Annotated in this window: 19 protein-coding genes and 1 pseudogene; 13 read left to right on the plus strand and 7 right to left on the minus strand. The window is 60.8% G+C overall.

Features of this window, described 5'->3' with window-relative positions:
• Window positions 1-67 precede the first annotated feature (67 nt).
• Entirely contained in the window at window positions 68-505 is a 438-nt protein-coding gene (locus tag HKK52_RS10420; RefSeq protein ID WP_008151425.1) for a universal stress protein, read from the plus strand.
• Between the two features lie 85 nt (window positions 506-590).
• Here the strand turns inward: HKK52_RS10420 and HKK52_RS10425 are convergent, their stop codons facing one another.
• Complete coding sequence (locus HKK52_RS10425; protein WP_169370757.1) at window positions 591-2507, minus strand: ATP-binding cassette domain-containing protein; 1917 nt, start codon at window positions 2505-2507, stop codon at window positions 591-593.
• A gap of 213 nt (window positions 2508-2720) precedes the next feature.
• Here HKK52_RS10425 and HKK52_RS10430 point away from each other — a divergent pair, with 213 nt between their 5' ends.
• Window positions 2721-4649, plus strand: coding sequence for a transglycosylase SLT domain-containing protein (locus HKK52_RS10430; protein WP_169370758.1), 1929 nt, complete (start codon window positions 2721-2723; stop codon window positions 4647-4649).
• 169 nt (window positions 4650-4818) lie between these two features.
• Here HKK52_RS10430 and HKK52_RS10435 read toward each other — a convergent pair.
• Window positions 4819-5373, minus strand: a pseudogene (locus HKK52_RS10435) (Fic family protein); the annotation flags it as partial.
• Window positions 5374-5391: 18 nt separating this feature from the next.
• A complete protein-coding gene (locus tag HKK52_RS10440; protein WP_169370759.1) occupies window positions 5392-7179 on the minus strand; it encodes an ABC transporter transmembrane domain-containing protein in 1788 nt (595 codons plus the stop codon).
• 257 nt (window positions 7180-7436) lie between these two features.
• Here HKK52_RS10440 and HKK52_RS10445 point away from each other — a divergent pair, with 257 nt between their 5' ends.
• Complete coding sequence (locus tag HKK52_RS10445; protein ID WP_169370760.1) at window positions 7437-7616, plus strand: PA1571 family protein; 180 nt, start codon at window positions 7437-7439, stop codon at window positions 7614-7616.
• Between the two features lie 136 nt (window positions 7617-7752).
• Here the strand turns inward: HKK52_RS10445 and pdxB are convergent, their stop codons facing one another.
• Complete coding sequence (pdxB, locus tag HKK52_RS10450) at window positions 7753-8895, minus strand: 4-phosphoerythronate dehydrogenase PdxB (RefSeq protein WP_169370761.1); 1143 nt, start codon at window positions 8893-8895, stop codon at window positions 7753-7755.
• Window positions 8896-9057: 162 nt separating this feature from the next.
• On the opposite strand from pdxB, the gene HKK52_RS10455 reads away from it, so the two are divergent.
• Window positions 9058-10467, plus strand: coding sequence for an MATE family efflux transporter (locus HKK52_RS10455; RefSeq protein WP_169370762.1), 1410 nt, complete (start codon window positions 9058-9060; stop codon window positions 10465-10467).
• On the opposite strand, the gene tusA is transcribed toward HKK52_RS10455, so the two are convergent.
• Both tusA and rlmM read right to left on the minus strand, forming a co-directional pair.
• The gene (gene tusA / locus HKK52_RS10460) at window positions 10464-10715 is read right to left on the minus strand and encodes a sulfurtransferase TusA (protein ID WP_123403368.1); all 252 of its coding nucleotides are present in this window, start codon (window positions 10713-10715) and stop codon (window positions 10464-10466) included. The genes HKK52_RS10455 and tusA overlap by 4 nt on opposite strands.
• A gap of 185 nt (window positions 10716-10900) precedes the next feature.
• Window positions 10901-11974 carry a 23S rRNA (cytidine(2498)-2'-O)-methyltransferase RlmM gene (gene rlmM / locus HKK52_RS10465; protein ID WP_133836750.1) on the minus strand — a complete coding sequence of 358 codons (1074 nt, stop codon included), beginning with the start codon at window positions 11972-11974 and terminating at the stop codon, window positions 10901-10903.
• A gap of 210 nt (window positions 11975-12184) precedes the next feature.
• Between rlmM and acnA the strand changes: the two genes are divergently transcribed.
• The 3 genes from acnA to HKK52_RS10480 all read left to right on the plus strand — a co-directional run bounded on the left by acnA (window position 12185) and on the right by HKK52_RS10480 (window position 17529).
• Window positions 12185-14926 (plus strand): aconitate hydratase AcnA, encoded by a 2742-nt coding sequence (gene acnA / locus HKK52_RS10470; protein ID WP_169370763.1) that lies wholly within the window; start codon window positions 12185-12187, stop codon window positions 14924-14926.
• A 142-nt stretch (window positions 14927-15068) separates the two neighbouring features.
• Entirely contained in the window at window positions 15069-15860 is a 792-nt protein-coding gene (locus HKK52_RS10475) for a CPBP family intramembrane glutamic endopeptidase (protein ID WP_169370764.1), read from the plus strand.
• Window positions 15861-15963: 103 nt separating this feature from the next.
• Window positions 15964-17529, plus strand: coding sequence for a methyl-accepting chemotaxis protein (locus tag HKK52_RS10480; RefSeq protein WP_169370765.1), 1566 nt, complete (start codon window positions 15964-15966; stop codon window positions 17527-17529).
• 130 nt (window positions 17530-17659) lie between these two features.
• On the opposite strand, the gene HKK52_RS10485 is transcribed toward HKK52_RS10480, so the two are convergent.
• A complete protein-coding gene (locus HKK52_RS10485; protein WP_169370766.1) occupies window positions 17660-18337 on the minus strand; it encodes an alpha/beta family hydrolase in 678 nt (225 codons plus the stop codon).
• 95 nt (window positions 18338-18432) lie between these two features.
• On the opposite strand from HKK52_RS10485, the gene ccoN (HKK52_RS10490) reads away from it, so the two are divergent.
• The 6 genes from ccoN (HKK52_RS10490) to ccoO (HKK52_RS10515) all read left to right on the plus strand — a co-directional run bounded on the left by ccoN (HKK52_RS10490) (window position 18433) and on the right by ccoO (HKK52_RS10515) (window position 24180).
• Complete coding sequence (gene ccoN / locus HKK52_RS10490; RefSeq protein ID WP_169370767.1) at window positions 18433-19857, plus strand: cytochrome-c oxidase, cbb3-type subunit I; 1425 nt, start codon at window positions 18433-18435, stop codon at window positions 19855-19857.
• A gap of 10 nt (window positions 19858-19867) precedes the next feature.
• Window positions 19868-20476, plus strand: coding sequence for a cytochrome-c oxidase, cbb3-type subunit II (gene ccoO, locus HKK52_RS10495; RefSeq protein ID WP_169370768.1), 609 nt, complete (start codon window positions 19868-19870; stop codon window positions 20474-20476).
• 3 nt (window positions 20477-20479) lie between these two features.
• Window positions 20480-20698 (plus strand): cbb3-type cytochrome oxidase subunit 3, encoded by a 219-nt coding sequence (locus tag HKK52_RS10500; protein WP_169370769.1) that lies wholly within the window; start codon window positions 20480-20482, stop codon window positions 20696-20698.
• Window positions 20695-21648, plus strand: coding sequence for a cytochrome-c oxidase, cbb3-type subunit III (ccoP, locus tag HKK52_RS10505; RefSeq protein ID WP_169370770.1), 954 nt, complete (start codon window positions 20695-20697; stop codon window positions 21646-21648). Before HKK52_RS10500 ends, ccoP begins: the two co-directional genes overlap by 4 nt.
• A 481-nt stretch (window positions 21649-22129) precedes the next feature.
• Entirely contained in the window at window positions 22130-23572 is a 1443-nt protein-coding gene (gene ccoN / locus HKK52_RS10510; protein ID WP_133836741.1) for a cytochrome-c oxidase, cbb3-type subunit I, read from the plus strand.
• A complete protein-coding gene (gene ccoO, locus HKK52_RS10515; protein WP_054054085.1) occupies window positions 23572-24180 on the plus strand; it encodes a cytochrome-c oxidase, cbb3-type subunit II in 609 nt (202 codons plus the stop codon). The genes ccoN (HKK52_RS10510) and ccoO (HKK52_RS10515) overlap by 1 nt, the downstream gene beginning before the upstream one ends.
• Window positions 24181-24184: the final 4 nt, after the last annotated feature.

Below are 24184 nucleotides of genomic sequence, written 5' to 3' on the forward strand. Positions count from 1 at the left end.
CTTTGGAACCATTGCGCTTGAAACCAGCCATACTTACCAATATTGCAATCCTCAGGAGGAGCACCTCATGCCCTACAACCATATTCTGGTCGCTGTAGATCTAACCGAAGAGTGCGATCCTGTTATCCACCGCGCCCGCGAACTGTCGGTGAGCAACGGCGCGAAGCTGTCCCTGGTGCACATTGTCGAGCCGATGGCCATGGCCTTTGGCGGCGACGTGCCAATGGACCTGTCACAACTGCAACAACAGCAGTTCGACCAGGCCAAGGAGCGACTTGATCGGCTGATCGTGAAATACCCGGAACTCTCCAAGGAATACAGCCACCTGACTTACGGCCAGCCGCGCCAGGAGATTCATCACTTGGCCAAGGAACAGACCTGCGACCTGATCGTGGTCGGCAGCCATGGCCGGCATGGCCTGGCGCTGCTATTGGGCTCCACCGCCAACGACGTGCTGCACGGTGCGCCGTGTGATGTGCTCGCCGTACGCCTGATCAAAAGCTGACAACACAAACTCCCTTCGGCAGCTCCTACAAAAAGCCCGACACTCGAATAACCGAGGTCGGGCTTTTTTAATGCAGCAGGATCAATCAGGCATCCAGCTCGGCCCAGCGTTCGACCATCACGTCGAGTTCAGCCTGCAATTGCTCAAGCTGAGCAATCACCGCAGCCGTCTCGGCTGCCGGGCGCTGATAGAACGCGGAATCCGCCATCTGCGCTTCAACCGCCGCAATCTGCGTTTCCATGGCTTCGATCTGAGCCGGCAGCATTTCCAGCTCACGCTGATGCTTGTAGCTGAGCTTTTTCTTTGCCACCGGCGCTTCGACTGCAGCGACTGGCGCCGCCTCGGCCGTCACCACAGCGGAGGTCAGGTCGGCCTTGCCGGACTTGCTCTCGGTCACGCCCAGCAGGCGCGGCGAGCCGCCCTGACGCAGCCAGTCCTGATAACCACCGACGTATTCGCGAACCTTGCCTTCACCTTCGAAGACCAGGGTGCTGGTCACAACGTTGTCGAGGAATGCCCGGTCGTGACTGACCATCAGCACAGTGCCGTTAAAGGTCAGCAGGACCTCTTCCAGCAACTCGAGGGTTTCGACGTCGAGGTCGTTGGTCGGTTCGTCGAGTACCAGCAGGTTCGCCGGTTTGCTGAACAGTTTGGCTAACAGCAAGCGAGCACGCTCACCACCGGACAGCGCCTTGACCGGCGTGCGGGCACGCTGCGGGCTGAACAGGAAGTCGCCGAGGTAGCTCAGCACGTGACGGCTCTGACCATCGATATCGATGAAGTCGCGACCTTCGGCCACGTTGTCGATCACGGTCTTTTCCAGGTCCAGCTGATGGCGCAACTGGTCGAAGTAGGCCACGTCAATGCGCGTCCCCTCTTCCACGGTGCCGCTGGTGGGTTGCAGACCGTTGAGCATCAGTTTCAGCAAGGTAGTCTTGCCGGTACCGTTGGCGCCCAGCAGACCGATACGGTCGCCGCGCTGCAGGACCATCGAGAAGTCCTTGATCAGGAACGGGCCGCCCGGGTGAGCGAAACTCACGTTCTCGAGGACCATCACCTGCTTGCCGGACTTGTCGGCGGTATCGAGCTGAATGTTGGCTTTGCCAGTGCGCTCACGACGCTCGCTGCGCTCGTTGCGCAGGGCTTTCAGGGCGCGGACGCGGCCTTCGTTACGGGTGCGGCGCGCCTTGATGCCCTGGCGAATCCAGACTTCTTCCTGGGCCAGTTTCTTGTCGAACAGCGCGTTGGCGGTATCTTCAGCGGCCAGCGAGGCTTCTTTGTGCACGAGGAAACTGGCGTAGTCGCCGTTCCAGTCGATCAGGCCGCCGCGATCCAGTTCGAGGATGCGGGTGGCGAGGTTCTGCAGGAAGGAACGGTCGTGCGTGATGAACAGCACGGCGCCCTGGAAATCCTTCAGCGCTTCTTCGAGCCAGGCGATCGCACCGATGTCCAGGTGGTTGGTCGGTTCGTCGAGCAGCAACAGGTCCGGTTCGGAAACCAGGGCCTGGGCCAGCAGGACGCGGCGACGCCAGCCGCCGGACAATTCGGCGAGGGTCTTGTCGGCCGGCAGTTGCAGACGGCTCAAGGTGCTGTCGACCAATTGCTGCAAACGCCAGCCGTCGCGGGCTTCGAGGTCGTGCTGGACGTGCATCAGTTTGTCCAGGTCGGCGTCGGTGACGATGTTCTGGCTCAGGTGGTGATACTGCGCAAGCAGCTCGCCCACACCGTCCAGGCCTTCAGCCACAACGTCGAACACGGTCCGCTCGTCGGCTACCGGCAATTCTTGCGGCAATTCGCCAATCTTGAGGCCGGGTGCGCGCCAAACGGAGCCGTCATCGGGCTTCTGGTCGCCCTTGACGAGCTTCATCATGCTGGACTTGCCAGTGCCATTGCGGCCGATGATGCACACCCGCTCACCACGGGCGATCTGCCAGGACACCTTGTCCAACAACGGCGTAGAGCCGAAAGCAAGGGACACATCGCTGAATTTGAGCAGGGTCATGAGCTTCTCCAAAAACCGGGCGCGCATTCTACCTGACTTGAGGCTTCAGAAGGCCGGCAATTTCACCTCTGTAGCACTCTGCATGACAATTGTTGCGATCTTGCACCGACAGGCCGGCAAAGCTTTCGCCCGTTGCTGGCAAAAGGCTAAGCTACAGATTATTCAGTGCCGACCCTGTCAGCACTTGTCATGATTTTTCTGCCCGGATGTCTCATGCGCAGTCGCCTTTTCAGTCTTTTATCGTGTTTGCTTCTTTCTGCCACTGCCGCTCAATCAGTCCAGGCGGTAGACCTGTCCACCCAACGCCAGTATTACGATGAGGCCAAGCGTGCCTTGGCCAAAGGCGATTCGGGGCCTTATTTCCGCTACAGCCAGGCCCTCAGCGATTATCCGCTGGAACCGTACCTCGCCTATGACGAACTGACCGCGCGCCTTAAAACCGCGAGCAATGCCGAGATCGAGAAATTCCTCGCCGAACACGGTGACCTGCCCCAGGCCAACTGGATGAAACTGCGCTGGTTGCGCTGGCTGGCCGATCGCGGTGACTGGGCGACCTTCGTCAAGTATTACGACCCCAAGCTCAACTTCACCGAACTGGATTGCCTGAACGCGCAATATCAGATCGGGCATAACCAGAAGACTGTCGGTTATGCCAACGCCGACAAGCTCTGGCTGACCGGCAAATCCCAGCCCGCCGCCTGCGATGGCTTGTTCGGAATCTGGGCCGCCGAAGGTCAATTGACCGAGCAGAAACGCTGGGAACGCACCAAGCTCGCGGCCCAGGCGCGCAACTACCCACTGGCCAACAGCCTGGTGAGCGGCCTGACCACCCTTGCCCCGCGCGGTCGCTTGCTGGTGGATGTGGCGCAGAAACCCGAACTGCTTAATCAGCCGTCGCGGTTCAGCCCGGCCGACGAGCCGATGTCCGACATCGTCAGCCTCGGCTTACGCCGTCTGGCCAAGCAGGACCCGGACAAGGCCATGGACCTGCTCGACGGTTATGCCAGCAGCATGCACTTCTCCCGGGATGAAAAAGTGGCGATCGCCCGGGAAATCGGCCTGACCCTGGCCCGGCGCTACGACCCGCGCGCACTGGACGTGATGACCAAGTACGACCCGGAACTTCGCGACAACACCGTGTCGGAATGGCGCCTGCGTCTGTTGCTGCGTCTGGCCCGCTGGGACGACGCCTATCAGTTGACCCGTCGTTTGCCGCAGGACCTGGCCACCACCAACCGCTGGCGCTACTGGCAGGCCCGCAGCCTGGAACTGGCGCAGCCGCAGAACCCGGAAGCGCAGACGCTTTACAAAGGCCTCGCCCGCGAGCGTGATTTCTATGGCTTCCTCGCCGCGGACCGTTCGCAACTGCCCTATTCGCTGCTCAACAAGCCATTGGTGCTCAGCCAGGCGATCATCAACAAGGTGCGCAACACCCCCGGCGTACGTCGCGCCCTGGAATTCCACGCCCGCGGGCAGATCGTCGACGGTCGTCGCGAGTGGTACCACGTCAGCCGCCACTTCAACCGTGACGAGATGGTCGCCCAGGCAAAACTGGCCTACGACCTGAAATGGTATTTCCCGGCGATCCGCACCATTAGCCAGGCGCAATATTGGGACGATCTGGACATTCGCTTCCCGATGGCTCACCGCGAAACCCTGGTGCGCGAAGCCAAGGTCCGTGGCCTGCACTCGAGCTGGGTGTTCGCCATCACCCGCCAGGAAAGTGCCTTCATGGACGACGCCCGATCCGGCGTCGGCGCCAGCGGCCTGATGCAACTGATGCCGGGCACCGCCAAGGAAACCGCGCGCAAGTTCAGCATTCCCCTGGCCTCGCCACAGCAAGTGCTCGACCCGGACAAGAACATCCAGCTCGGCGCCGCGTACCTGAGCCAGGTCCACAGCCAGTTCAACGGCAACCGCGTCCTCGCCTCCGCCGCCTACAACGCCGGCCCCGGCCGCGTGCGTCAGTGGCTGCGCGGCGCGGATCACCTGAGCTTCGACGTCTGGGTGGAAAGCATCCCGTTCGACGAAACCCGCCAGTACGTGCAGAACGTGCTGTCGTACTCGGTGATCTACGGCCAGAAGCTCAACTCGCCGCAACCGCTGGTGGATTGGCATGAGCGGTATTTTGATGATCAATGATCGGTGATGCCGATCATGTAGGCGCTGCCGAAGGCTGCGATCTTTTGATTTGGTTCTAAAAAATGCCCGCATCAACCGATGCGGGCATTTTTGTTTGTGGTTCAAAGCAGGATCAAAAGATCGCAGCCTCGTTTCTCTCGACAGCTCCTACACCGCACCTACGCAGCCCCTACGCCGATCCAGCCCCTACGAACGCCTTGCCGGGTTTGGTCAGGCGATAGCGTTGAGCCGGACTCTTAGGTGAATCGGGATCAGTCATTTCGATCAAACCGGCGACCAATGCGGGCTTGAGATAGTTAGCTCGAAAGGTCGCCTTGTGAGCCATACCGACCTCTGCCATCAACTCATTGACCTTGAGCGAACTGCCGTCATGAAGCACCCGAAGCAATTTTGCTACATGGTCGGTTACTTGGTCGGTTACTTGGTCGGTCATAGGTTCGCTCCGAGCCGCTTCGGCGAGCGCTAGACTCAATGACTGGAGCATGAATTCAACAAAAGGCGTCGACTCGGCCATCTGGTCGGCCGCCGACAGCGCAGCGTAATAGGCATCCTGCTGCTCACGTATTACCGCTTCAACCGGCAAATACGCCAACACGGGACGCCACTGACTGAGGATCAAAGTCTGCCAGAGCCGCCCCATCCGCCCATTGCCATCGGCAAAGGGATGGATGAATTCGAATTCGTAATGAAACATACAGCTGATGATCAGCGGATGCCAGTCGGAGTCGCTCCTACACCGCGCCTACGCGTGAAGGTCGAATTCGGCCTTGCCGTCGTTGAACTGCAACGCCGCCAACCGCGCATACAACGCATTGCTCGCGACCAGTTCCTGATGCGTGCCCACGGCTACCAGTTTCCCTTGATCCATCACCGCAATCCGGTCGGCGTTTTTCACCGTGGCCAGGCGGTGGGCGATGACCAGGGTGGTGCGGTTTTTCATCAGGCTGGGCAGGGCTTGCTGGATCAGGTGTTCGCTTTGGGCGTCGAGGGCGCTGGTGGCTTCGTCGAGTAGCAGGATCGGTGCGTCGACCAGCAGCGCCCGGGCGATGGCCAGGCGTTGGCGCTGGCCGCCGGACAGACCGAGGCCGCCGTCGCCGAGGTGGGTCTGGTAGCCGTTGGGCATTTGTTCGATGAAGTCGTGGGCGTAGGCGATTTTCGCGGCTTCCTGGACCTGGGCCAGGGTCGCAGTCGGATTGCCGTAACGGATGTTCTCCTCGATGCTGCCAAAGAACAGCGCCGGGTTTTGCGAGACCAGGGCGAAGCAGCGGCGCAGGTCCAGCGGATCGAGCTGCGTCAGCGGCACGCCGTCGAGCAGGATGCGCCCTTCGGCGGGGTCGTAGAATCGCAACAGCAAGTCATACACCGTGGACTTGCCCGCGCCGGATGGCCCGACCAGCGCCAGGGTTTCCCCCGCTTTGATGGTCAGATTCAAGCCATCGACAGCAAAGCTTTCGGGACGTGACGGGTAGGAAAAGCGCACCTCCTGCAATTCCAGATTGCCCTTGACCCGCTCGGGCAAGGTCACCAACCCCGTGGTCGGCGGCTGGATGATGTTTTCCGAGCGCAGCAATTCGGCAATCCGCTCCGCCGCACCGGCCGCTCGCTGCAACTCGCCGATCACTTCGCTCAAGGTGCCGAAGGCGCTGCCGACGATCAGGCTGTAGAAGACAAACGCTGCCAGCTCACCTGCGGAAATCCGCCCGGCAATCACGTCCATGCCGCCGACCCACAACATCACCCCGACCGCGCCCAGCACCAGCACGATCACCAGGGTAATCAGCCAGGCCCGCTGGAAGATGCGCTTGCGTGCGGTGTTGAACGCCTCTTCCACGGTCGCGGCGAAACGTTGCTCGTCCTGGACCTGGTGGTTGTAGGCCTGCACGGTTTTGATCTGGCCGAGGGTTTCGGAGACGTAGCTGCCGATATCGGCGATCCGGTCCTGACTCAGGCGCGACAGGCTGCGCACCCGACGACCGAAGATCAGGATCGGCGCCACCACCAAGGGCAAGGCAATCACCACAATGCTGGTGAGCTTGGGGTTAGTGATAAACAGCAGCACGATCCCGCCGATCACCATCAGCAGATTGCGCAAAAACAGCGACAGCGACGAGCCGATCACCGATTGCAGCAGCGTGGTGTCAGCGGTCAGCCGCGACTGAATCTCGGAGCTGCGGTTGTCTTCATAGAACCCCGGATGCAGGTAAACCAGGTGGTTGAACACCTGGCGCCGAATATCCGCGACGACCCGCTCGCCTATCCACGACACCAGGTAAAAACGCGCGAAGGTGCCGACGGCCAGGCCAAGCACCAGCAACATGAACAAGCCAATGGTCTGGTTGAGCAAGTGCGCCGACTGCGTCATGAAGCCCTGATCCACCAACAGGCGAATGCCCTGGCCCATGGACAAGGTGATGCCCGCCGTGACAATCAGCGCGAGCAAGGCACCAAAGGCCGGCCAGCGATACGGCGCAAGAAAATGACTGGTCAGGCGCAAGGCACGACGGTGACGGGAAGAGAGCATCGGGTTCATCCAGGTTCGCAGCCCAAGCGATTGATAGGGCCCGCCTACACACTCAATGGGGTGGAACTCTGTAAATCACAATGAGTCAGGTTAATTATGCCCGCCGAGACTAGCGGCTAGACGCTATTGGTCTAAAGTCCGGGTGGCAAGGTCGCGGTATTTCTGGTGGACTGATATTGCCGGCCTCGAGAGACCGTAGGGAGTTGTCATAGCCCGGTCACCTGGCGGTTTTAGAGTAAGCACACAACCTGATGAGGAGACAGGCCATGTCCTTGCAAAACAGCAGCGAAGACAAGATTCAAGTGATCCGCACACAGCCCGACCAGTCTCTGGGTTGCTCGATTATCGATAAGGATGGGCGCGAAGTACCGATCACTGAACACATGATCCAGGACGCGTGCCGTGAACTGGAACAGCGATTGGTCAAGCCTGCCGAACAAAAGTGATATAGCCACCGTCTTCTTGACCCGGCCCAGGTTGGCCGGGTTTTTTATGGGTGTTCGTCAGGAGATTGCGGCGCGGCATTCGCGGTCGCCCACCCTGTAGGAGCGAGGCTTGCCCGCGAAAGGGCCAATGCGGTCCCTAGACAGCCGTCGCACCCAACGCCGCCACGATCTGGCTCAACACCGGCGAATCTCCCTCGATTCTTACCTGCAACCCATCAATCTCCCGGCGCGCCGGATAATGCTTGCGCAGCGCATCAAACGCCGCCCGCTGCTCGTTCACATTACCGACAAGGCTGCGGCGAAAATCCGCATCGTCGCGGCGCGGGTCGTACACGCCACGGCACATCATCGCCAGCGCCCAGGCCGGATCGCTGTCAGCGTGCAGGGTTACCTGCGACAACCATGGTGCCGGCAGCAACTCGCTGAGGCTGACCTGGGCTGGCTGACCAAGGAAATCGCAATACGCCTGATAGATCTGCGCCGTACCGCGCTGCTTGCCATCGAGGCTGTAACCGGCGATGTGTGGGGTCGCCAGGACGCAGAGGTCAGCCAGCGCCACATCGACTTCGGGTTCGCCTTCCCAGACGTCCAGCACCGCTTGCAGGTCTTCACGCTGCAGCAACACCTGACGCAGGGCGGCGTTATCCACCACCGGGCCACGGCTGGCGTTGATCAGCCAGGTGCCGGGCTTGAGCCGGTTCAAACGCGGTTTGTCGAACAGATGCCAGGTCGATTGCGCGCCGTGCTTCTTCAACGGGGTGTGCAGGCTGATGACGTCGCACTGCTCGATGATCTGTTCGAGGCTGACGTAATCGCCACCTTCCGCCGCTTGCCGTGGCGGATCGCAGACCAGCACGTTCCAGCCCAGGCCTTGCAGGACCTTGACCAACCGCCCGCCCACTTCACCGGCACCGACGACACCGTAAGTGCGTTGAGTCAGGTCGGCGCCTTCGATTTCGGCCAGGGTCAGCAGGCTGCCGAGCACATAGTCAACCACGCCCCGGGCATTGCAGCCGGGGGCGCTGGACCAGGTAATGCCGGCCTGTTGAAAGTAATCCAGGTCCAGGTGATCGGTACCGATGGTGCACGTGCCGACAAACTTCACGTTACTGCCTTCGAGCAATGCGCGGTTGACGTTGGTCACCGAACGCACCAGCAGCACATCGGCCTGTTCAACCGTGGCGCGGTCGATGGAACGCCCCGGCACCCGGCGAATTTCGCCGAAACCTTCGAAGAAGGCATCAAGCAGCGGGATATTTTCATCGGCAACAATCAGCATGGCGAGGCTCCTTTGGCGGATCGGCAGTGTAGTTGTAGATGACCTGTCACGCCTAGCACACCAAAGGATTACAAATCCCTAACACAGCTCTTTTCCTGACTACTGCGTCAACGGGTAGAATGCGCCGCCCTTGCGCATCAAATACCCTTGGACGCTTCGCCCTTGAATTCCGTGACTGATCAACCCGCTGCAACCGCCCTCACCCGTCCGGCCCGGATTCGTCTGGAGCTGAAAACCCTGTTCGCCCTGGCGCTGCCAATCATGATCGCGCAATTGGCGACCACCGCCATGGGCTTCGTCGATGCGGTGATGGCCGGCCGGGTCGGGCCGCGAGATCTGGCGGCTGTAGCGTTGGGCAACTCGATCTGGGTGCCGGTGTTTCTGTTGATGACCGGCACCTTGCTGGCGACCACGCCGAAAGTCGCCCAGCGTTTCGGCGCCGGCACGCACAGCGAAATCGGCCCGATCGTGCGCCAGGCACTGTGGCTGGCACTGGTGGTGGGGTTGATGGCGACCGCCATGCTCATCGCTGCCGAACCGATCCTGCACCTCATGAAGGTCGACCCCGAGTTGATCGGTCCGTGCATGCAATACCTGCACGGCATTGCCGCCGGTTTGCCCGCTGTCGCGTTCTATCACGTGTTGCGCTGTTTCAGTGACGGCATGGGCCGCACGCGCCCGGCGATGATTCTCGGGTTATGCGCCCTGGCGCTGAACATCCCGCTCAATTACGTGTTCATTTATGGTCACTTCGGCGTACCGGCCATGGGCGGCGCCGGCTGTGGCTGGGCGACGGGGATTGTCATGTGGTTCATGGCCCTCGGCATGGTCGCCTATACGCACTGGGCCCCGGCCTACCAAAAAAGCGAGCTGTTCAGCCGTTTCGACTGGCCGCAATGGACGGTGATCAAACGCCTGCTGAGCATCGGCTTGCCAATCGGCATCGCGGTGTTTGCCGAATCGAGCATCTTCGCGGTGATCGCCTTGCTGATCGGTAGCCTCGGCGCGACCGTCGTCGCCGGCCACCAGATCGCGCTGAACGTCAGCTCTCTGGTGTTCATGATTCCTTACTCGCTGGGCATGGCCGTCACCGTACGCGTTGGCCAGGCCCTGGGCCGCAATGAACCGCGGGAAGCGCGCTTCGCCGCAGGCGTCGGCATGGGCAGCGCATTGGCCTATGCCTGCCTGTCGGCGAGCATGATGCTGTTGCTGCGTGAACACATTGCCACGATCTACACCACTGACCCGACGGTGATTCACGTCGCGGCGATGCTGATTGTGTACTCGGCGTTGTTTCAGTTTTCCGATGCGATCCAGGTCACCGCGGCCGGCGCACTGCGCGGTTATCAGGACACACGGGTGACGATGATCCTGACCTTGTTCGCGTATTGGGGGATTGGTTTGCCGGTGGGTTACGCCCTGGGCCTGACCGACTGGCTCGGCGCACCGAGCGGCCCGAGCGGGCTGTGGCAGGGTTTGATCGTGGGCTTGAGTTGCGCGGCGCTGATGCTGTCGATCCGCCTGGCGCGCAGTGCACGCAAGCGGATCCGCATCAGCAAGTCGGCGGGTTAAGCGAGTTTCTTGCGGATCCAGTAGAGGTAGGTGCCTGCCTCTTCATGCTGGCCGACCAGTTCATGGTCGAGGAACACGCAGAACTTGGGGATATCGCGACGGGTCGACGGGTCGGTGGCGATCACCTTCAGCAAGCCGCCGGGCGCCAGGTCACGGATGTGCTGGTGCAGCATCATCACCGGCTCCGGGCAGTTGAGGCCGGTGGCGTCGAGGGTGCCGTCTACCGGCGTATCAATCATTTCACTCATGATTCACTCCTGAAACTGGCCGGCATTGTCGCGCATTGCCGGGGTTCTAGTCACTGACAGCTGATCGTTCCGACGCTCTGCGTGGGCATGCATCCCGTGACGCTCCGCGTCACATCCAAAGGCGGAACGCGGAGCGTCCCCGGCGGCATTCCCACGCAGAGCGTGGGAACGATCAATGTGCAAACTCAGCGGGACTTGGGTTTCTTCACATCGATCCGGCGCAAATGGCAGGTCACTTCTTCACGGTCGTGGTACAGCTGCTTGCAGCCGATCTCGACCTTGATCCCGCGCTCCTTGAAGCCTTCGGCGATGCGTTCGAGCAAGCGCTTCACTTCCGCGTAACGCTGTTTCATCGGCAGCTTGAGGTTGACCACCGCTTCACGGCAATGGCCTTCACCAATCCATTCTTCCAGCATCGCGGCGTTGCGCGCCGGTTTCTCGACGATGTCGCAGACCATCCAGTCCACCGGTTGGCGCGGCTTGAAGGTGAAACCGTCGGCCATCAAGTGCTGCACCAGGCCGGTGTCCATCAGGCTTTCGGCCATAGGACCGTTGTCGATGGCGGTCACCAGCATCCCGCGATTGACCAGCTGCCAAGTCCAGCCGCCCGGTGCGGCACCGAGGTCAACGCCGGTCATGTCGCTGTGCAGGCGCTCGTCCCACTGATCCCGGGGGATAAAGTGGTGCCAGGCCTCTTCCAGCTTCAGGGTCGAACGGCTTGGCGCGTCACGCGGAAATTTCAGACGTGGAATGCCCATCGGCCACATCGCCGAGTTATTCGACTCGGCCAGGCCGACAAACACTTCACGACCGCTTTTGAAAGTCAGCAGCAGCCTCGGCTTGCTGGCGTCTTCCACCAGTTTGCCGGCGGCCATCAGCGCCTTGCGCAGGTGACCTTCGAACTTCTTGCAGAAGTTCGACAGTTCCTTGCCATCGTTGGTGTCGACCATTTCCAGCCACAGGCTGCCGCACACCGGGAAGTCGACGATGTGCGCGAGGATCACGCTGATGCGGTCGGTTTCCGGCAGGTCGATGAACATCCCGCGCGCCCATTGGCGCGGGAAGATCAGCTCGGCGAAACGCTGGCCGCGCATCAGGCGCGCGGCGCCGTCTTCTTCGGTGCAGATGAATTCGGCGCAGGCGCTGGCGGTCTTGGCCTTGGCATAACCGGCCACGTTCAGCCGTGCGGCGTGTTCGGAAATCTCGGAACAGACTTCGCCTTCGAAGCCCGGCCGGCAATGCATAAAGAGGGTGTTCATTGAATCTCCTGGGCAATCGGCAATGATCGATGCGCAAACTTGCCCTGTAGCAAAGCCTGTCACGAAAACCGGCGCATGATAGCCGAGTTCGGAACCTTGGACTTGTCGATAGAGTCCAGTAATTAGCCAGCTACTTAAAACAGGGCTAGGTTAAAGGCTCTGTTTGTCCCGTCAGTCCGTAGCCGTGCGGACCCAAAGGAGTTATTTCAAATGCCGTCCCTCGATAGCCTGAAAACCCTTAAAACCTTACAAATCGACGACAAGACGTACCACTATTTCAGTCTGCCCGACGCTGCCAAGAGCCTCGGTGATCTCGACAAGCTGCCGATGTCGTTGAAAGTGCTGCTGGAAAACCTGCTGCGCTGGGAGGACGAAAAAACCGTCACCGGCGCCGACCTCAAGGCGATTGCCGCGTGGCTCAAGGAACGCCGCTCCGACCGTGAAATCCAGTACCGCCCGGCCCGGGTATTAATGCAGGACTTCACCGGCGTACCCGCCGTGGTCGACCTCGCCGCCATGCGCGCCGCCATGGCCAAGGCTGGCGGCGATCCGCAGCGGATCAATCCGCTGTCGCCGGTGGATCTGGTGATCGACCACTCCGTAATGGTCGACAAATTCGCCAGTTCCAGCGCGTTCGAACAGAACGTCGACATTGAAATGCAGCGCAACGGCGAGCGTTACGCCTTCCTGCGCTGGGGCCAGAGTGCCTTCGACAACTTCAGCGTGGTGCCGCCGGGCACCGGGATTTGTCACCAGGTCAACCTGGAATACCTCGGGCGTACGGTCTGGACCAAGGACGAGGACGGCCGCACCTACGCGTTCCCCGACACCCTGGTCGGCACCGACTCCCATACCACCATGATCAACGGCCTCGGCGTGCTCGGCTGGGGCGTCGGCGGGATCGAAGCGGAGGCGGCGATGCTCGGCCAACCGGTGTCGATGCTGATTCCGGAAGTGATTGGCTTCAAACTCACCGGCAAGCTCAAGGAAGGCATCACCGCCACTGACCTGGTGCTGACCGTCACGCAGATGCTGCGCAAGAAGGGTGTGGTCGGCAAATTCGTCGAATTCTACGGTGACGGCCTCGCCGACCTGCCGTTGGCAGACCGCGCGACCATCGCCAACATGGCCCCGGAATACGGCGCCACCTGCGGCTTCTTCCCGGTGGACGACGTGACGCTGGACTACCTGCGCCTGTCCGGCCGCCCACCGGAAGTGGTCAAGCTGGTCGAGGCCTACACCAAGGCCCAAGGCCTGTGGCGCCTGCCGGGCAAGGAACCGATCTTCACCGACAGCCTGGAACTGGACATGGCCAGCGTCGAAGCCAGCCTCGCCGGGCCGAAACGTCCGCAGGACCGCGTGTCACTGCCCAATGTCGCCCAGGCCTTCAGCGATTTCCTCGGCCTGCAGATCAAACCCACCAGCAAGGAAGAAGGTCGCCTGGAAAGTGAAGGCGGCGGTGGCGTCGCGGTGGGTAATGCCGACCTGATCGGCGAGGCGGACTACGAGTCCGAAGGCCATACCTATCGCCTGAAGAACGGGGCGGTGGTCATCGCTGCGATCACCTCTTGCACCAACACTTCCAACCCGAGCGTGATGATGGCGGCCGGGCTGGTGGCGAAGAAAGCCATCGAGAAAGGCCTGAAACGCAAACCGTGGGTCAAGAGTTCCCTGGCGCCTGGCTCGAAAGTGGTCACCGACTATTACAAGGCGGCTGGCCTGACCCAATACCTTGATGAACTGGGTTTTGCCCTGGTCGGTTATGGCTGCACCACCTGCATTGGTAACTCCGGGCCGCTGCCGGAACCGATCGAGAAAGCCATTCAGAAGGCCGATCTGGCCGTCGCTTCGGTGCTGTCCGGCAACCGCAACTTTGAAGGCCGGGTGCATCCGCTGGTGAAAACCAACTGGCTGGCCTCCCCGCCCCTGGTCGTCGCTTATGCGCTGGCCGGCACGGTGCGGATCGATATCAGCAGTGAACCCCTGGGCAATGACCAGAACGGCAACCCGGTGTACCTGCGCGACATCTGGCCGAGCACCCAGGAGATTGCCGACGCGGTGAATCAGGTCAACACCGCGATGTTCCACAAGGAATACGCCGAAGTGTTTGCCGGCGACGAACAGTGGCAGGCGATTGAAGTGCCACAAGCGGCGACCTATGTGTGGCAGGAAGACTCGACGTACATCCAGCATCCGCCGTTCTTCGATGACATCGGTGGGCCGCCGCCGGTCATCCGGGACGTGAAAAAGGCCAACGTGCTGGCGCTGCTCGGCGATTCGGTGACCACCGACCACATCTCCCCCGCCGGTAACATCAAGGCCGACAGCCCTGCTGGTCATTACCTGCGCGAGAAAGGCGTTGAACCGCGGGACTTCAACTCTTATGGCTCCCGTCGCGGCAACCATGAAGTGATGATGCGCGGGACCTTCGCCAACATTCGTATCCGCAATGAAATGCTCGGCGGCGAAGAAGGCGGCAACACGATCTACATTCCCACTGGCGAACGCCTGCCGATCTACGACGCGGCGATGCGTTATCAGGCGTCGGGCACGCCGCTGGTGGTAATCGCCGGGCAAGAATACGGCACCGGCTCGAGCCGCGACTGGGCGGCCAAAGGTACCAATCTGCTGGGGGTGAAGGCGGTGATCGCCGAGAGCTTCGAGCGGATTCACCGTTCCAACCTGGTGGGCATGGGCGTGTTGCCGTTGCAGTTCAAGCTGGATCAGAACCGCAAAAGCCTGAACCTGACCGGTAAGGAGACTGTGGATATTCTTGGTCTGACCGGCGTTGAAGTGACGCCGCGCATGAACCTGACGCTGGTCATCACCCGCGAAGACGGCAGCAGCGAGAAGATCGAGGTGTTGTGCCGGATCGATACGCTGAATGAAGTGGAGTACTTCAAGGCCGGGGGGATTTTGCATTACGTGTTGCGACAGTTGATTGCCTCGTAAGCATCGTTGCTGACAGAGACACCGCCTTCGGGCGGTGTTTTTGTTTGTGCGGTGTACGTCCTTATAATCGCGCGCCCCAGAAAAGTTCGCAGCCTTCGATCTTCGCGGCGACAAAAGCACCATCGCTCAAAAAGGACTTCCCATGCTCGCTCTGCCATGGCTCCACCTGGCACTCCTCTCCATCGGCTATGCAATAGCGCTGATCTACGGCCAGCTCGGCTGGCTCGCTGCGATAACAGTCGCACTGCTGCTGTTCGCCGGTTTCGCCGTACGCCAGCAAAAGATTCAGGCCGGCCGCTACATCGGCCACGGCTTGTTCATCGTCCTGGCCCTGGCGCTGGCGATGCATTGGCTGCCGGGCTTCTACAACGGTCGCGGCATCGACCCGCAGCGGTTCACCGACGATGCCGTGCCGTTTTCCATGTATGTGAACCAGGACAAACCACTGATTGGTTTCTGGTTGTTGCTGGTCTGCCCATGGATTGTTGGCCGGCGCTCGCTGCGGCTGTCGATCTACGCCACCGCCCTCGCCTTGACCCTGAGTGTCGTGCTCGCCCTCGGTGGTGCCTTGCTGTTGGGCATGATCAGTTGGGCACCAAAATGGCCGGACCACGCCTGGCTGTGGGTCTTGAACAATCTGCTGCTGGTGACCCTGGTCGAAGAAGCGCTGTTTCGCGGCTACATCCAGGGCGGTTTGAGCCGGCGTTTCAAACACCTGCCCTATGGCGAAAACCTCGCGTTGTTGCTCGCTTCGCTGCTGTTCGGCTTGGCGCATCTGGGCGCTGGCTGGCAATGGGTGTTACTGGCGGGCCTGGCAGGGGTCGGCTATGGTCTGGCCTACCGATTTGGCGGGTTGGGTGCGGCCATCGCTACCCATTTCGGCTTGAACCTGCTGCATTTCGGCCTGTTCACCTATCCGATGCTCGCGGCATGACGCAACAGTCGTTTTGCGACGCGGCGCTGATTATTGAAAAATAATTTCAATAAATTCCTGACCATGCCGACACCCTGTCAAAGCCTTGCGGATTGAAAAAGCCATGCGTAATAACCAACCCACTACACAACGCGAACGGACCTTTCCGGCTCAGCAACGGTTGATTTCCACGACCGACGCCAAGGGCGTGATCACTTACTGCAACGACGCTTTCGTCGAAATCAGTGGGTTTTCCCGTGAAGAGCTGATCCGTGCGCCGCACAACCTGGTTCGTCACCCTGACGTCCCGGCAGCGGTGTTCGCGCATATGTGGGGCACATTGAAACAAGGCTTGCCATGGATGGGCATTGTCAAGAATCGCTGCAAGACCGGTGATCACTACTGGGTTAACGCCTATGTCACGCCGGTGTTCGAAGGCAATCAGGTGGTCGGTTACGAGTCGGTGCGGATCAAACCCACCGCCGAGCAGATCCGCCGGGCCGAAGCGCTCTACCAACGCATCAACCAGGGCAAGTCGGCGATTCCTTCGTCAGACAAATGGCTGCCGATCCTGCAGGACTGGGTGCCGTTTATTCTGATCAGCCAGATCAGCTTCATGATCGGTGCCTCGCTCAACTCCCAGTGGGGTTTTGCCTTGGCCGCCGGTTTGTCGGTGCCGCTGGGCCTGATGGGTTTGAGCTGGCAACAGCGCGGGCTCAAGCGCCTGCTGGTCCTGGCCGGGCAAACCACATCCGACCCGCTGATCGCGCAGATGTACACCGACAGCCGTGGTGCCCAGGCGCGTCTGGAGATGTCGATCCTCAGCCAGGAAGCGCGTCTGAAGACCTGCCTGACCCGTCTGCAGGACACCGCCGAGCACCTGACCGAGCAAGCCAAGCAGTCCGACACCCTGGCGCACAACAGCTCCAACGGCCTGGAACGTCAGCGCGTCGAAACCGAGCAAGTGGCCACCGCCGTCAACCAGATGGCCGCCACCACCCAGGAAGTCGCCAGCCACGTGCAACGCACCGCTGACGCTACCCAGGAAGCCAATCGCCTGACCAGTCGCGGTCGTGACATTGCCGGGGAAACCCGCGAAGCCATCCAGCGCCTGTCGGTGGTGGTGGGTGAAACCGGCCTGACCGTGACCCAACTGGCCAAGGACAGCGACGAAATCGGTGGCGTGGTCGATGTGATCAAAGGCATCGCCGACCAGACCAACCTGCTGGCACTGAACGCCGCCATCGAAGCGGCGCGCGCCGGTGAAATGGGCCGTGGTTTCGCGGTCGTGGCCGACGAAGTGCGCCAACTGGCGCAACGCACCAGCGAGTCCACCGGACAGATTCACGCGCTGATCGCCAAGCTGCAACAAACCGCCAACACCGCCGTACAAACCATGGACGCCGGGCATCGCCAGGCCGAAGAAGGTGTGGCGCGGGTCTTGGAAGCCGACCAGGCCTTGATCGGCATCAGCGAAGCGGTGGCCCATATCACCGACATGACTACGCAAATCGCCGCTGCTACCGAAGAGCAAAGCTCGGTGGCCGAAGAGATCAGCCGCAACATCAGCAACATCTCGCAACTGGCGGACCAGACGTCTGAACAGGCGCAACACTCGGCGTTGTTGAGTGAAGAGCTGACGAAGACGGCCAGTACCCAGTATTCGCTGGTGGAGCGGTTTAACCGCTGATCTTCGTTGCCAGGGCGTGATGATCGTTCCCACGCTCTGCGTGGGAATGCCTCAATGGACGCTCTGCGTCCGCTGTTGGGACGCGGAGCGTCCCGGGCTGCATTCCCACGCGGAGCGCGGGAACGATCACTTAGCGAAGGAAATCAGCCACCTTCTGCGCCGCAGCCGCCAAATGCTGCTCATGGCTAAACCCCGAAGCCTTCAACGGTTTCAAATCATGATCCCCCGCCACTCGCCAGAACACCTCGATGCTCGGTGACAACGCATAACCCTCGACCGCCTCGCGATTGCCCAACGCATCCCGTTCGCCCTGGACAATCAAGGTCCGGGTCTTCAGCCCGGCCAAATGCTCGACCCGCGGTTTCTCCGGCTTACCCACGGCATAAAACGGATAACCCAGACAGACCAGCGCATCCGCGCCCAATTCATCCGCCAGCAAACTGGCCATCCGCCCGCCCATGGACTTGCCACCAATGGCCAGGCGCCCAGTGACATGGCGTCGCACCTGGGCATACACCTCATGCCAGCATTCGAGCAGTTTCGGTGCCGGATTCGGTGGGCGTTTACCGCCATCGATGCGCCGTTGTGCCATGTACGGAAACTCGAAGCGCAACACGTTGACCCCAGAGGCGGCAAGGCGCGCGGCCATGTCGTTCATCCAGCCGCTGTCCATCGGCGCACCCGCGCCGTGGGCGAGAATAAGCGTGGTCGATGACGGCGTCGAGGCGGCATTCCACAGCCAGCCATGATCCTGCACACACCGCGCCCATTGATCCCCGTCAATACTGGCCTTGTGCTCTTTGTCCATGCTTGCCTCGCTTTTAGTCTGCCTATAACTCCAGGCGAAGGAAGCGCTTGCCTTGCGCAGCGCCTTCACTTCGGCTGAACCGTGGATGGGGAACCATGAACACTTCTATCAGTACCGCCTACAACTACAAGGTGGTCCGCCAATTCGCCATTATGACGGTGGTGTGGGGCATCGTCGGCATGGGGCTCGGGGTTTTTCTCGCCGCTCAATTGGTCTGGCCCGAACTCAACTTCAATTTGCCGTGGACCAGCTTCGGCCGTTTGCGCCCGCTGCACACCAACGCGGTGATCTTCGCTTTCGGCGGTTGCGCCCTGTTCGCCAGTTCGTTCTATTCGGTGCAGCGCACCTGCCAGACCCAACTGTTTGCCCCAAGAATCGCCCAGTTCTGCTTCTGGGGCTGGCAACTGGTGATTGTCCTGGCGGCCGTCAGCCTGCCGCTGGGCTACACCAGTTCCAAGGAATACGCCGAGCTGGAATGGCCGATCGACATCCTGATCACCATCGTCTGGGTCGCCTACGCCATCGTGTTCTTCGGCACACTGGCCAAGCGCAAGACCAAGCACATCTACGTCGGTAACTGGTTCTTCGGCGCGTTCATCGTCACCGTGGCGATCCTGCACATCGTCAACAACCTGGAAATCCCGGTCAGCTGGACCAAGTCCTACTCGCTGTACGGCGGCGCAACCGACGCCATGGTGCAGTGGTGGTACGGCCACAACGCGGTGGGTTTCTTCCTGACCGCAGGCTTCCTCGGGATGATGTATTACTTCGTGCCGAAACAGGCCGAGCGTCCGGTGTACTCGTATCGTTTGTCGATCGTGCACTTCTGGGCGTTGATCACCCTCTACATCTGGGCCGGCCCGCACCATTTGCACTACACCGCGTTGCCGGACTGGGCACAGTCGCTGGGCATGGTGATGTCGCTGATCCTGCTGGCGCCAAGCTGGGGCGGGATGATCAACGGCATGATGACGCTCTCCGGCGCCTGGCATAAGTTGCGCAGCGACCCGATCCTGCGCTTCCTCGTGGTCTCGCTGGCGTTCTACGGCATGTCGACCTTCGAAGGGCCGATGATGGCGATCAAAACCGTCAACGCCCTCTCCCACTACACCGACTGGACCATCGGCCACGTTCACGCCGGCGCGCTCGGTTGGGTGGCGATGATTTCCATCGGCGCGCTGTACCACATGATCCCGAAAATCTTCGGCCGCCAGCAGATGCACAGCCTCGGCCTGATCAACGCGCACTTCTGGCTCGCGACAATCGGCACCGTGCTCTACATCGCGTCGATGTGGGTCAACGGCATCGCCCAGGGCCTCATGTGGCGCGCTGTCAACGAAGACGGCACGCTGACCTACTCCTTCGTCGAAACCCTGGTGGCCAGCCACCCAGGCTTCGTCGTGCGGTTGGTGGGCGGTGCGATCTTCTTCAGCGGCATGTTGCTGATGGCCTACAACACCTGGCGCACCGTGCGGGCCTCGCAGCCTGCCGAAGCCGCCGCTGCCGCGCAGATGGCCTGAGGAGTCCGCCATGAAACACGAAACCATCGAGAAAAACGTCGGCCTGCTGCTGTTGCTGATGGTCCTGGCCGTCAGCATCGGCGGTCTGACCCAGATCGTCCCGCTGTTCTTCCAGGACGTAACCAATAAACCGGTGGAAGGCATGAAGCCCTACACCGCGCTGCAACTGGAAGGTCGCGACATCTACATCCGCGAAGGTTGCGTCGGCTGCCATTCGCAGATGATCCGGCCGTTCCGCGCCGAAACCGAACGCTACGGCCACTACTCGGTCGCCGGTGAAAGCGTCTGGGATCACCCGTTCCTGTGGGGCTCGAAACGTACCGGGCCGGACCTGGCACGGGTCGGCGGTCGCTACTCCGAAGACTGGCACCGCGCGCATCTGTACAACCCGCGCAACGTCGTGCCGGAATCGAAAATGCCCGGCTACCCATGGTTGGTCGCCAACTCGCTCGACAGCAGCCACACCGAAACCAAGATCAAGGCCATGCGCACCCTCGGCGTGCCATACAGCGACGACGACATTACCGGTGCCGTCGCCTCGCTCAAGGGCAAGACCGAAATGGACGCACTCGTCGCCTACCTGCAAGTGCTTGGCACTGCCATCAAGAGCAAGAGGTGAGCCATGGCCATTCCCTTTGAAATAGTCAGCGTGATGAGCAGCGGAATGATCCGCGGCCTGGGCACGGTCGTGGTGTTCGTGGCCTTCGTCGGCCTGGCGTTGTGGGTGTTCAGCGGCAAGCGCAGCCCGGAATTCGCTGAAGCGCGAATGCTGCCGTTCGCCGACGAGTTGAACCCCGATGACGCCACCCAAGAACCTGAACCAAGGAGTACCCGGCCATGACCACCTTCTGGAGTACGTGGATCTGCGTACTGACCATCGGCAGCCTGATCGGCCTGACCTGGCTGTTGATCGGCACCCGCAAGGGCGAGACCAAGGGCAGCGTCGACCAGACCATGGGCCACAGCTTCGACGGCATCGAGGAGTACGACAACCCGCTGCCGCAGTGGTGGTTCATGCTGTTCGCCGGCACCTTGGTGTTCGCCGTGGGCTATCTGGTTCTGTATCCGGGCCTGGGCAACTGGAAAGGCGTACTGCCGGGCTACGAGGACGGCTGGACCGGCGTCCACGAGTGGGAAAAGGAAATGAACAAGGCTGACGCCCGGTTCGGACCGATCTTCGCCAAATTCGCCGCGATGCCGGTGGAAGAAGTGGCGAAAGACCCGCAAGCGCTGAAAATGGGCGGTCGCCTGTTTGCCTCCAATTGCGCGGTGTGTCACGGCTCGGACGCCAAGGGCGCCTTCGGCTTCCCCAACCTGGCGGACCGTGATTGGCGCTGGGGCGGCGACGCCGACATGATCAAGACCACGATCATGGGCGGTCGGATGGCAGCGATGCCGGCCTGGGGTGAAATTCTCGGTGAGGCTGGCGTGAAAAACGTGGCCGCGTATGTGCGTCATGAACTGGCCGGCCTGCCGTTGCCCGCCGACAGCAACGCCGATGTACAAGCCGGTCAGCAATTGTTCAGCACCACTTGCGTAGCCTGTCACGGGGCAAACGGCCAGGGCACTGAAGCCATGGGCGCGCCGAACCTGACGCACCCGGCCGGATTCATCTACGGTTCAAGCCTGGCGCAGCTGCAACAAACCATTCGTCATGGCCGCCAGGGCCATATGCCGGCGCAGAACGAACTGCTCGGCAACGATAAGGTGCAACTGCTGGCCGCCTATGTTTTCAGCTTGTCGAACGGTGTCAGCACCGAGCGCTTGCAGGCTGAAGGCAAAAGCGAATAATTCTTGACCGCTCTGCTGCCGCATTCTCCCGGATGCGGCAGTTCCCTGCTTCTTTGCGACCCATTGTCGCACCCTCAATTAGTCGCCCTTTCGGTTCCCCGGATTCGGGTCTACGCTTGCTCGATGCGGACTGGCAAAGTACCGGTTCCAGGTCGACATTAGCCGATGTGTTCAACGAATCTGCTCGATGACAGGCCGCAAAGGCTGGTAGATACCGGCTGTCGTGCCAAATGCCATCGCTCACCCTTTCGTTGCGTTTCAACACACCCCGTTACAACTGACCTGAACCCCTCGCCTTTTTCGTCTGCTGCGACATTTTGTCCGGGGCCGATTTTGTCCTTACGCGGCGCATGGAAAGGCCGCAGAATCAGCTTCTGAAAGCATTGACCCAGGTCATGGTGCGTTGCAATGCCCCCCTGCTTTCTACATACTTGCGGCCGATTTTTATCCTAATAAAACACCCAAACCGTGGAACCTTAGAATGAGCACAGCAATCAGTCCGACTGCTTATAACTATAAGGTAGTCCGCCAGTTCGCCATCATGACGGTGGTCTGGGGGATCCTTGGCATGGGGCTTGGTGTCTTCATCGCCTCACAGCTTGTATGGCCGGAATTGAACTTCGGTCTGCCGTGGACGACTTTTGGACGCTTACGCCCGTTGCACACCAACCTGGTGATTTTCGCCTTCGGTGGTTGTGCACTGTTTGCCACTTCTTATTACGTCGTGCAGCGAACCTGCCAAACGCGACTGATTTCCGACAGCCTCGCGGCCTTCCACTTCTGGGGTTGGCAAGCGGTGATCATCGGCGCCATCGTCACCTTGCCGCTGGGTTACACCACCACCAAGGAATACGCCGAACTGGAATGGCCACTGGCTATTCTGCTGGCCGTCGTCTGGGTCGTTTACGGCCTGGTGTTCTTCGGCACCATCGTCAAGCGCAAGACCAAGCACATCTATGTCGGTAACTGGTTCTACGGCGCGTTCATCGTCGTGACCGCGATGCTGCACATCGTCAACCACATGTCGCTGCCGGTCAGCCTGTTCAAGTCCTACTCGGCCTACTCGGGTGCGACGGACGCGATGATCCAGTGGTGGTACGGCCACAACGCGGTGGGCTTCTTCCTGACCACCGGTTTCCTGGGGATGATGTACTACTTCGTGCCGAAACAGGCCGAACGTCCGATCTACTCCTATCGCCTGTCCATCGTGCACTTCTGGGCGCTGATCACCCTGTACATCTGGGCCGGTCCGCACCACTTGCACTACACCGCGTTGCCGGATTGGGCGCAGTCCCTGGGCATGGCGATGTCGATCATCCTGCTCGCGCCAAGCTGGGGCGGCATGATCAACGGCATGATGACCCTGTCGGGCGCCTGGCATAAGTTGCGCACCGACCCGATCCTGCGCTTCCTCGTGGTCTCGCTGGCGTTCTACGGCATGTCGACCTTCGAAGGCCCGATGATGGCGATCAAGACCGTCAACTCGCTCTCGCACTACACCGACTGGACCATCGGCCACGTACACGCCGGCGCGCTCGGCTGGGTAGCGATGATTTCGATCGGCGCGATCTACCACATGATCCCGAAACTGTTCGGTCGCACGCAGATGCACAGCATCGGCCTGATCAACACGCACTTCTGGCTCGCGACCATCGGTACCGTGCTGTACATCGCTTCGATGTGGGTCAACGGCATCACCCAGGGCCTGATGTGGCGTGCAATCAACGATGACGGCACCCTCACCTACTCGTTCGTTGAAGCGCTGCAAGCCAGCCACCCTGGTTTCATCGTTCGCGCCCTGGGCGGTGCGTTCTTTGCCAGCGGCATGCTGTTCATGGCCTACAACGTATTCCGTACCGTACGCGCCTCGAACCCGGTTGAAGCCGAAGCCGCCGCTCAGATTGCTGTAGTTGGAGCTCACTGATGAAGCATGAAGCAGTCGAGAAGAATATTGGCCTGCTGGCCTTCTTCATGGTTATCGCCGTCAGCATCGGCGGCCTGACCCAGATCGTTCCGCTGTTTTTCCAGGACGTCACCAACAAGCCGGTCGAAGGCATGAAGCCTCGTCCCGCGCTTGAAGTCGAAGGACGCGACGTGTTCATCGCCAACGGTTGTGTCGGCTGCCACTCGCAGATGATCCGCCCGTTCCGTGCTGAAACCGAACGTTACGGCCACTACTCGGTCGCCGGTGAAAGCGTCTGGGACCACCCGTTCCTGTGGGGTTCCAAGCGTACCGGTCCGGACCTGGCCCGTGTCGGCGGTCGTTACTCCGATGACTGGCAGCGTGCGCACTTGTACAACCCGCGCAACGTGGTGCCTGAGTCGAAAATGCCGGCCTACCCGTTCCTCGTGGAAAACAAGCTCGACGGCAAGGACACCGCCAAGAAACTGGAAGTCCTGCGCACGCTCGGCGTCCCTTACACCGACGAAGACATCGCCGGTGCCAAGGATGCGGTGAAGGGCAAGACCGAAATGGACGCGCTGGTGGCCTATCTGCAAGGCCTGGGCACCATCATCAAAAGCAAACGGTGATCTA

It is taken from the genome of Pseudomonas sp. ADAK2 (assembly GCF_012935755.1).
Lineage (GTDB): Bacteria > Pseudomonadota > Gammaproteobacteria > Pseudomonadales > Pseudomonadaceae > Aquipseudomonas.